The sequence below is a fragment of the Mesorhizobium sp. M7A.F.Ca.CA.002.15.2.1 genome, from assembly GCF_003998715.1.
In the GTDB taxonomy this organism is placed as follows: Bacteria; Pseudomonadota; Alphaproteobacteria; order Rhizobiales; family Rhizobiaceae; genus Mesorhizobium; species Mesorhizobium ciceri.
This window is the reverse complement of the sequence record NZ_RZPI01000164.1, coordinates 1-9,081: the sequence shown is the minus strand read 5'-3', so window position 1 is coordinate 9,081 and position 9,081 is coordinate 1. Positions and strand designations below refer to the sequence as shown.

Sequence of the window (9,081 nt, the reverse complement as noted above, 5' to 3'; positions counted from 1 at the left end):
CGCATCGGACAGTCGCGGGTCATGTCCTGACGTTGCGCTGCGTGGATTTGCGGTATATCGGCAGGCATGAACGATCCGGCCCGTAAATTGACAATTTTCATCACAATTGAGATTTGCCTTACCCTCGCGTTGCCAGTGACATGATCAAGCACAATCCGCCTTCTCCAGAACCATTGCACCGCGCCATTGCGCGGTTCGGCCAAGCCACCGTGCTGGTGGTCGGCGACTTCATCCTCGATCGTTTCGTCAACGGCGTCATCGAGCGGATCTCGCCGGAAGCGCCGATCCCGGTGCTGCATGGGCGCGGCGAGACCTCGACCATGGGCGGCGCCGGCAATGTCGTGGCCAACATCGTTTCGCTCGGCGCTGCCGCTGTCCCCGTTTCCGTAATCGGCGCCGATCTGGCGGGCGACAGTCTGGTGCGGATGCTGCGGGAACTTGGCGCCGATACGGCGGGCCTCGCGCAGGAGCCTGGTCGCATGACATCGTCCAAAAGCCGCTTCAGCGCGCTCAACCAGCAGGTGCTGCGTTTCGATGAAGAGGAGATCAAGCCGCTCGGCGCCGCGGAGCGAGCCGGCCTGATCCGCCATTTCCGCGCCGCGCTGGCGCACGCCGACATCGTCATCCTGTCCGATTACGGCAAAGGCATCCTGCTCGACGGCGTCGCCGGCGACTTGATCGCCATCTGCCGCGAGGCTGGAAAGCCGGTGCTGGTCGACCCGAAGGGCCGCGATTACGCGCGCTATGCCGGGGCGACCGCCATCACCCCCAACCGCAAGGAACTCGGCGAGGCCGTCGGCCATGCGGTGTTCGCCGATGACGAGATCGTGGCTGCCGCGCGCCAGCTGATTTCGGCACATGGTTTCGATTTCGTCGTTGCGACGCGCAGCGAAAAGGGCATGAGCGTGGTCGGCCCCGACGAGGCGCGCCACATCGCCACCCAGGCGCGCGAAGTGTTCGACGTTTCGGGCGCCGGCGATACGGTGATCGCGAGCTTCGCGCTGGCGCTGGCCGTAGGCGCCGATACGGTCATGGCCGCTTCGATCGCCAATGCCGCTGGTGGCGTCGTTGTGGGAAAACGCGGCACAGCGCGGCTGACGGTCGAGGAACTCACCGGCGCGCTGTTCCGTTCACATGGGCCGACCGCCCACAAGGACGCCATCCTCGACGCCACATCGGCCGCCCGCATGGTGGCGGCGTGGAAGGAAGAGGGCCTGAGCGTCGGCTTCACCAATGGTTGCTTCGACATCCTGCATGCCGGCCATGTCAGCTTGCTGCACGCGGCGCGAAGCCAGTGCGACCGGCTGGTGCTCGGCCTCAACAGCGATGCCTCGGTGCGGCGCCTGAAGGGCGCCGGCCGGCCGGTCAACGACCAGCACGACCGCGCCTGCGTGCTGGCAGCACTCGCCTCGGTCGACGCGGTCGTGGTGTTCGAGGAAGATACGCCGCTGGCGCTGATCGAAGCGCTGCTGCCCGACATACTGGTCAAGGGCGCCGATTACACGGTCGATACCGTGGTCGGCGCCGATGTGGTGCAGAAGGCCGGCGGACGCGTCGTGCTGGTCGATCTCGTCGCTGGAAAAAGCACCACCAACACCATTGGCAAATTGCGCGCCGGCGGCACCACAAACTGAGGGTTTCATGTCCGACTTGAACGATTACCTTGTCCGCTCGGCGGCTGCCATATCAGCCATGGTCGAACGGGACCTGACCGGTGAGATGGAGCGGGCGGCGAGCGCGGTGGTGACGGCGCTTTCGTCGGGGAAGGCCTTGCTCATCGCCGGCAATGGCGGCTCGGCCAGCGACGCCATCCACATTGCCGGCGAACTGGTCGGCCGCTTTCTCAAGGAGCGCAAGGCCTACAATGTCATCGCGCTGCCGGCCAATGCGGCGGTGCTGACCGCCTGGGGCAACGACTATGGCTTCGACACGGTGTTTTCGCGCCAGGTCGAGGCGCATGGCGCGGCCGGCGGCGTGCTTCTGGCAATCTCGACCAGCGGCAATTCGCCGAGCATCCTCGCCGCCGCCGAACAGGCACGGAGGATGGACATGACGGTGATCGGCATGACCGGCGATACCGGCGGCAAGCTGAAACCTCTGTCCGATATCCTGCTCAACGTTCCGTCGACCTCGACGCCGATCATCCAGCAGGGGCATCTGTGCCTTTATCATCATCTGTGCGAGGTGGTCGAAGCGCGCCTCAGCAATGGCTGATCCCACGACCTCTGGCCGCTATCCGCTGGCTGAGCCGGGCCTGTGGGTCGAGCAGGTCGGCTCAAAGGTGTTCGCCGCCGGCTCTCCGGCGCTGTTCCTCGACCGCGACGGCACCATCAATATCGATACGGGCTATCCGGATGATCCTGGCGAAATGGTGCTGCGCGCGGATATAGCCGCGGTGATAGCCGCCGCCAACGGGGCCGGCATTCCCGTCATCGTCGTCACCAACCAGTCCGGCATCGCGCGCGGCTATTTCGGCTGGAGCGATTTCGCCGCCGTCAATGGCCGCGTGCTCGAACTGCTACGCGCCGACAATGCGTTCGTCGACATGGTCCTTGCCTGCGCCTATCACGAGGCGGGCTCCGGCCCGCTCGCGGCCGCAGATCATCCGATGCGCAAGCCCAATCCGGGCATGCTGCTGGAGGCGGCCAGTCGCCTCGGGCTCGATCTGCGGCGTTCGCTGATCGTCGGCGACAAGGAGGCCGACATGGAGGCGGGACAACGCGCCGGCCTCTCGCAGGGCTGGCTGGTGGACGGGCAAGCGGCTGTCCGACGGGGCTTCACAATTCGGCCTTGGTGCGACCGCGCGGACTTCGACGGCCTGCTCGCCGCAATAGCTGCACTTGGGGCCGCCTCGGGCGCGCCCTAACGGTTTATACCCGATCGTTGTCCCGCCAGGCTTCATAGAGCTTGGCCTCGGTGGCGAACGAATACACCATCACCAGCATCGAATAGACGAACCCGTGCCGGCCGCACAGGAAGTAGCGCTTGGCCAGGTAAAACTTCAGGAAGTTGCCAAGCGGCGACAGCACCAGTCTTATCAGGCCAGGCTTCTTGGCTCGTTCGACCAGCGTGGCGACCTTGAGGCTGGAGTAGGTGTTGGCTCTCGCCAGATCCTCGGCAATAGTCATTTCGCGGCGATGCAGCAGCACGCCATTTTCTATGGTGCCGGTTTCGCCCGGCACCTCGAACGACTCATGGACCCGCAGATTGAGGTCCATGGTCGCCTTGTCGCGCCGGAAAAGACGCAGCAGCCTGTTGTGAAGCACCCAGCGGTGCGCATAGCCATAACCCTTCAGCTTGTCGCGGCGCCTGATGTACCATCCGTCGAAAGCATCGTTCCCAAGCTGCGTCACATTCGTGATCGACTGCCTGAGAACGTCATCGATGGCCTCGTCGGCTTCAATCGAAAGGCACCACGGTTGGGTGGCCTGATCGAGCGCGAATTGCCGCTGACGAGGAAAGCCCGGCCAATCATTGTGAAACAGCCTTATCGGGTAGCCCTTGGCGATGAACGCATTGACGACGTCCAGAGTGCTGTCCGTCGAGCCTGAATCGACGACGATGATCTCGGCGCAGAAGTCGACGCTTTCCAGGCATTCGCCGATCATGTCGGCCTCGTTCATACAGATGACCAGCGCCGAAACCGGGCTAGAAAATCGAGTCATCGTCCCACCCCACGGCACACTGTTCTCGGAATTGGGCTGCCCTGCGCCACCTGTATTATGCAATCCCGAAAGCGCTATGCGCTTTTCCCAGGAAAACCGTTACACACTTTTTCTGGAATTGCTCTAGGAAACCAGCAAGGTGGCTACGGCAGTACATCCGGCTCCACAGGAGAGCCTATCGAACGCCAAAGCGGCGCTGATATGGCGAGGCGCTCAGGCCGCATCGGCGAAAGCCGGTTGCGGTTCAACCGGCTCAAGGCTGTGCGAACGAGACCAAGCCTTCGTCCTTGACCCGGCGGATGGTGAGCGCTGTGCGCACCGTGTCGACATTCGGGGTCGAGGTCAGTTCCTCGATGACGAAGCTCTGGAAGGCGCCGAGGTCGCTCGCCACGCAATGCAGGAGGAAATCGGATTCGCCCGACACCATCCAGGCGTCGCGTACGATCGGCCAGCCGCGGGTGCGCTCGGCAAAGATGCGCAGCTCGGCATCGGCTTGATGATGCAGGCCGACGAGGCAGAAGGCAACGACATCAAGGCCGAGCGCTGGTGCGTTGAGCAGAGCGCGGTAGCCACGGATGATGCCGGCTTCCTCCAGGCGCTTGACGCGGCGCAGGCATGGCGGTGCCGAAATGCCGACGCGGTTCGACAGTTCGACATTGGTCATGCGGCCGTCGCCCTGCAATTCGCGCAGGATCTTCCAGTCGATGGCGTCGAGGTCGGCCTTGAGCGGCATGAGGGCTCTCGATCATGAGGGGCAACACGCAAGAATCTTGCGTGATTTTGTAATTAAACGACTTCGCTGTCCATTCCATCCTTCGCCCGGAATATTTCGCGGGATCCGCAGGCGACAGGGTGTGACAAAGCTTTCCGGGGACGAACTCCAACTTGCCTTGCTGGCGTCGTGGGCAACACTTACATTACGCGCGACAATGATCGAGTTTTCCATGCCGCAATTGCCGGCAGCCCTCCGCAGAGGCTTTAGATGACCACCAAGCACGCGCCCGTTCTCATCATCGGTTCCGGCCCGGCCGGCTATACGGCGGCGGTCTACGCCGCCCGCGCCATGCTGAAGCCGATGCTGGTCGCCGGCCTGCAGCAGGGCGGGCAGTTGATGATCACCACCGATGTCGAGAACTATCCCGGCTTCGCCGACCCGATCCAGGGTCCGTGGCTGATGGAGCAGATGCTGAAACAGGCCGAGCATGTCGGCACCGACATCATCAACGACATCATCACCGAGGTCGACCTCAACGTGCGACCGTTCCGTGCCAAGGGCGATTCCGGCACCACCTACACCGCCGACGCGCTGATCATCGCGACCGGCGCGCAAGCGAAATGGCTGGGCATCCCGACCGAGCAGGACTTTATGGGTTTTGGAGTCTCGGCCTGCGCCACCTGCGACGGCTTCTTCTACCGGGGCAAGGATGTCGCGGTGATCGGCGGCGGCAATTCGGCGGTGGAAGAGGCGCTCTATCTGTCCAATCTCGCCAAGAGCGTGACGGTGATCCACAGGCGCAGCGATTTTCGCGCCGAACGTATCCTGCGCGAGCGGCTTCTGAAAAAGGACAATGTCCGCGTCATCTGGGACACGATCGTCGACGAGATCACCGGTCGGCCCGGCAAGACGCCGCTGCCGCCCTCGGTCGAAGGGCTGAAGCTCAAGCATGCGGGGACCGGCGAGGTGTCGCACCTCAAGATCGACGGTGTGTTCGTGGCCATCGGCCATGCGCCGGCGGTTGAACTGTTCGCCGGCAAGCTCAAGCAGAAGCCGAACGGCTATCTGTGGACGGCGCCGGATTCGACCCGCACCGATGTGCCGGGCGTGTTCGCGGCCGGCGATGTGACCGACGATATCTACCGCCAGGCGGTGACGGCAGCGGGGCTTGGCTGCATGGCCGCACTCGAGGCGGAGAAGTATCTGGCCGGCATCGAAGTGCATCGCGAAGCGGCCGAGTAGAGAGTTCAGAGAGCGGCTTAGAAACGCCGTGTAAAAGCCTGATTTTTCATTCAGACGCCAAAACAGAACGAGGGGAATCATGGCGTTGGACTGGGACAAGCTACGCGTGTTTCACGCTGCGGCGGAGGCGGGGTCGTTTACCCATGCGGCCGAGACATTGCATCTGTCACAATCGGCGATCTCGCGGCAGGTCAGCGCGCTCGAGCATGATGTCGGCGTGCCGCTGTTCAACCGCCACGCCCGCGGGCTGGTGTTGACCGAGCAGGGTGAGATGCTGTTTCGCACGGCGCATGACGTGCTGATGAAGCTGGAGACCATCAAGTCCCGGCTGACCGAGACCAAGGATCGCCCGTCGGGCGTGCTGCGGGTGACGACGACGGTGGGGCTGGGCGCCGGCTGGCTGACCGAGCGGGTGCAGGAATTCATCGAACTCTATCCTGAAATCAGCCTGCAGTTAATCCTCGCCAACGAGGAGCTCGATCTCACCATGCGCCAGGCCGATTGCGCCATTCGGCTGCGCCAGCCGCAGCAGCCGGACCTGATCCAGCGCCGCCTGTTCACCGTGCATTTCCACCTCTACGCGGCCCCATCCTATGTCGCCAAGCATGGCAGGCCGTCTTCCGTCGCCGAGCTGAAGGCCCATCGCATCGTCACCTTCGGCGTGCCGGTGCCGTCGCATCTGTCGGAGCTGAACTGGCTGGAAACGGTCGGTGATTTCGAAGGCGGGCAAAGGGTGCCGACGCTGCAGATCAACGACATATTGTCGATCAAGCGGGCGGTGCAGGGCGGTGCCGGTATCGCCATGCTGCCCGACTATGTGATCAGCAAGGACTCCGACCTCGTGCAGCTGCTGCCGGAGACCGAGGTGCCGTCTTTCGACACCTATTTTGCTTATCCGGACGCGATGAAGAACCAGGCCAAGCTGCACGTGTTCCGGGACTTTATCATCGCCAAGGCGAGAAGCTGGTCATTCTAAGGACATGTCGATTGCCTGGCCCGACCTGAGCCTCAACATGCCCTGAGACGGCGCTGCCGGTTTCACCTACCCCCGCCAGGGCGACAGTCGAGGCAGCCAGCCGGGCACGTTGCGGCGGTAGGCGTCGTATTCGGCGCCGTACCGGTGAGCCAAAGTCGGCTCCTCGTAGAACCGCACGAAAGAGCCCATGGCGATCGCGCCGATGACCGCATAAGCGGCCAGCGTCCAGCTCGAGAACAGCAATGCCTGGCCGAGGATGATCGACAGCACGGCGACATACATCGGGTTGCGGACATGACGGTAGATGCCGCCGATCACCAGCCTCTCGGTTGGCGCGACCGGAGCGGGCGTGCCGAGGCCCTCAAGCGCGAATCGACCGAAGGCATGCAGCAGTGCTGCGATCGCGACGGCGATCAGAAGCCCGCCGGCAGGAACAAAGCCCGGCAGACCAGACCACGGCAAGCCCCAGCGATCGGTCAACAGCCAGGGCACCAGCCCGGCAACCACGCAGGGCGCCGCGATGAAGAAGGCCGCACTGCCGGCGATCGCCGAAAACGTCCGCATTGGCTGCTTCCTCCCGATTGCCTTAGAAATGCACGCCTGCTGCCTGCTTCCACATCATTGCCCGGTTTTGGCATTTTGAGCCGAAAGCCAGCCGAGATCGGCAATTCTGTAGTTGCAATTGCCCGATTCGGCGGCCCATTTCGACGATTCTGCTGGTCCTATTGGCTTCTGGAATGGGTTAGACCACAGCCTGCGTCTTTTTGCATGCGTGTGTTGCAAAATAGATGCTTGTTTCTTGGGCATGATGAGCACATATATAGATCATCTCCTGGGCGCGTTCTCCTCCCATTAGCGCCCTCGAGTGTTCCCCTCTGGAGGTTAGCCTTAACAGGCACTCCAATCAAACTCAGCCGGATCTTCATTGATCCGGCTTTTTTGTTGCCTGTGCTCTGCTGGGCCGGCAAAAAATTCCATCACAATTGCCACGTAACGGTGACATGTAACCTCTGGTAACATAGCCCGGGCGCCCGCGACCTGCTATGTGGATCATAGGACGCGGTGTGGTTCGGACGGGAGATGGGGGCATCACTCGTACGGCCCGGGCTCAGGCGGCTACCGCGTCCGAACCGTTTTTCCGCCGAACTCGGCGGCACCAAATGCGGCGGACCTGCCGTTTTACCTCCCAAGGAAACGGTCCGCGAACAAAACGACGTCCGGTCCCCGCCGGACGTCGTTTTCTTTTGTCCCCTCGAATCAGGTTCGAGAGGAACGCTACGCCATCAGGCAGCCTTGCCGTTGGTGTTCATCGCCTCGTCGGCCAGACGGCCGGTGAGTTCGGCCATGTGGTCGAAGACGGCACGGTAGCTGGCAACGCCCGCGGTCGCCGAGCGCAACTCGATGATCAGGTCGCCGATCTCGGCTTGCGGCATGGTTGCCTCGACGACATCCCATCCTGGCCAGCCAGGCCGCGCGTCGTAGCCGAGTATCTGGCCGCGCCGTTGCGGGATGAGAGCGATGATCTTCGAGGTGGCGTCGGAGGGTGTGACGATCTCGACCTTCATCACAGGCTCCAGGAGCACCGGCAAGCACGCGGCCATGCCTTCCTTCATTGCCAGCCTGGCCGCCATCTGGAAGGCCATGTCGGAGGAATCGACCGCATGGTAGGAGCCGTCCGACAGGTTGACTGCGACATCCACGACCGGAAAGCCCAGCGGCCCGGATTTCAGATAGTCGCGGACCCCGGTCTCGACCGACTGGATGTAGGTCTTGGGCACGACGCCGCCGGTGATGGTGTCGGTGAACTGGAAGCCGGAGCCGCGCGGCAGCGGCTTGATCTCGATCACCACGTCACCGAACTGGCCATGTCCGCCGGACTGTTTCTTGTGACGGCCGCGCTGTTGCGCCGATTTGCGGATCGTCTCGCGATAGGGCACCGCCGGCGGATGGCCTTCGACCGGTATCTGGTTCTTGCCTTCCAGCCGCTCGCGCACCACGCGCAGATGCATCTCGCCATGGCCCGACAGCACGGTTTCAGCCGAGTCCTGGTTGTGGCGCAGGCTGAGCGAGGGGTCCTCCTCGGCCAGCCGCTGGATGGCAGCCGACATTTTCACTTCGTCCTTGCGCTCCTTGGGACGGAGCGCGAAGGCGAAGACCGGCTGCGGCGGCTCGAACTGGACGAGCGGCTTGATGCCGCCCTTGGCCGAACTCAGCGTCTGGCCGGTCTTGACCTCGTCCAGCTTGCCCAGCGCGACCGTATCGCCGGCCTTGGCGATGGAGAGCTTGGAATGGTCCTTGCCGAGCATCCGGTAGATGCCGGAAACCTTGGCCGTGTCGCCGCCGGGCAGCCAGAGTTCGGAACCGTCGACGACCTGGCCGGAGAGGATGCGCGACACCGACAGCTTGCCGCCATGCGAGGTGTGGATGGTCTTCATCACCTGGACCAGGGTAGCCGCGCCGTCGGGTGCACCGAGCCGCTTGCG

General features: G+C 63.3%; 9 protein-coding genes. 5 read left to right on the top strand and 4 right to left on the bottom strand.

Translation table 11 applies throughout. From position 1 onward, the window contains the following. Positions 1 to 140 precede the first annotated feature (140 nt). From rfaE1 to ENZ74_RS12080, 3 genes are read left to right on the top strand one after another with little or no spacing between them, the layout of a single operon-like run. Positions 141 to 1,634: a D-glycero-beta-D-manno-heptose-7-phosphate kinase gene (gene rfaE1, locus ENZ74_RS12090; RefSeq protein WP_063168811.1), complete on the top strand. Its 1,494-nt coding sequence runs from the start codon at positions 141 to 143 to the stop codon at positions 1,632 to 1,634. A gap of 7 nt (positions 1,635 to 1,641) precedes the next feature. Further along, complete coding sequence (locus ENZ74_RS12085; RefSeq protein ID WP_024504153.1) at positions 1,642 to 2,214, top strand: SIS domain-containing protein; 573 nt, start codon at positions 1,642 to 1,644, stop codon at positions 2,212 to 2,214. Beyond that, positions 2,207 to 2,866 carry an HAD-IIIA family hydrolase gene (locus ENZ74_RS12080; protein WP_063168810.1) on the top strand — a complete coding sequence of 220 codons (660 nt, stop codon included), beginning with the start codon at positions 2,207 to 2,209 and terminating at the stop codon, positions 2,864 to 2,866. Before ENZ74_RS12085 ends, ENZ74_RS12080 begins: the two co-directional genes overlap by 8 nt. A gap of 4 nt (positions 2,867 to 2,870) precedes the next feature. On the opposite strand, the gene ENZ74_RS12075 is transcribed toward ENZ74_RS12080, so the two are convergent. Next, positions 2,871 to 3,665 (bottom strand): glycosyltransferase family 2 protein, encoded by a 795-nt coding sequence (locus tag ENZ74_RS12075; protein WP_063168809.1) that lies wholly within the window; start codon positions 3,663 to 3,665, stop codon positions 2,871 to 2,873. A gap of 253 nt (positions 3,666 to 3,918) precedes the next feature. Continuing rightward, on the bottom strand, positions 3,919 to 4,398 hold the full coding sequence (locus tag ENZ74_RS12070; RefSeq protein WP_013530077.1) for an Lrp/AsnC family transcriptional regulator: 480 nt from the start codon (positions 4,396 to 4,398) through the stop codon (positions 3,919 to 3,921). Positions 4,399 to 4,647: 249 nt separating this feature from the next. Between ENZ74_RS12070 and trxB the strand changes: the two genes are divergently transcribed. Beyond that, a complete protein-coding gene (trxB, locus tag ENZ74_RS12065; protein ID WP_063168808.1) occupies positions 4,648 to 5,622 on the top strand; it encodes a thioredoxin-disulfide reductase in 975 nt (324 codons plus the stop codon). Positions 5,623 to 5,701: 79 nt separating this feature from the next. Further along, a complete protein-coding gene (locus ENZ74_RS12060) occupies positions 5,702 to 6,598 on the top strand; it encodes a LysR family transcriptional regulator (RefSeq protein WP_013530079.1) in 897 nt (298 codons plus the stop codon). Between the two features lie 66 nt (positions 6,599 to 6,664). On the opposite strand, the gene ENZ74_RS12055 is transcribed toward ENZ74_RS12060, so the two are convergent. Together ENZ74_RS12055 and ENZ74_RS12050 are read right to left on the bottom strand one after the other, a co-directional pair. After that, the gene (locus ENZ74_RS12055; RefSeq protein WP_013530080.1) at positions 6,665 to 7,162 is read right to left on the bottom strand and encodes an isoprenylcysteine carboxylmethyltransferase family protein; all 498 of its coding nucleotides are present in this window, start codon (positions 7,160 to 7,162) and stop codon (positions 6,665 to 6,667) included. 719 nt (positions 7,163 to 7,881) lie between these two features. Next, on the bottom strand, positions 7,882 to 9,081 hold a 1,200-nt coding region (locus ENZ74_RS12050; protein ID WP_127312785.1), incomplete at its 5' end, for an elongation factor G.

Bases quoted from the DNA above. Each gene is read 5' to 3' on its own strand.
- ENZ74_RS12060 (WP_013530079.1), top strand. From the start codon at position 5,702: ATGGCGTTGGACTGGGACAAGCTACGCGTGTTTCACGCTGCGGCGGAG.
- ENZ74_RS12075 (WP_063168809.1), bottom strand. From the start codon at position 3,665: ATGACTCGATTTTCTAGCCCGGTTTCGGCGCTGGTCATCTGTATGAAC.
- rfaE1 (WP_063168811.1), top strand. From the start codon at position 141: ATGATCAAGCACAATCCGCCTTCTCCAGAACCATTGCACCGCGCCATT.
- ENZ74_RS12085 (WP_024504153.1), top strand. From the start codon at position 1,642: ATGTCCGACTTGAACGATTACCTTGTCCGCTCGGCGGCTGCCATATCA.
- ENZ74_RS12070 (WP_013530077.1), bottom strand. From the start codon at position 4,398: ATGCCGCTCAAGGCCGACCTCGACGCCATCGACTGGAAGATCCTGCGC.
- ENZ74_RS12080 (WP_063168810.1), top strand. From the start codon at position 2,207: ATGGCTGATCCCACGACCTCTGGCCGCTATCCGCTGGCTGAGCCGGGC.
- trxB (WP_063168808.1), top strand. From the start codon at position 4,648: ATGACCACCAAGCACGCGCCCGTTCTCATCATCGGTTCCGGCCCGGCC.
- ENZ74_RS12055 (WP_013530080.1), bottom strand. From the start codon at position 7,162: ATGCGGACGTTTTCGGCGATCGCCGGCAGTGCGGCCTTCTTCATCGCG.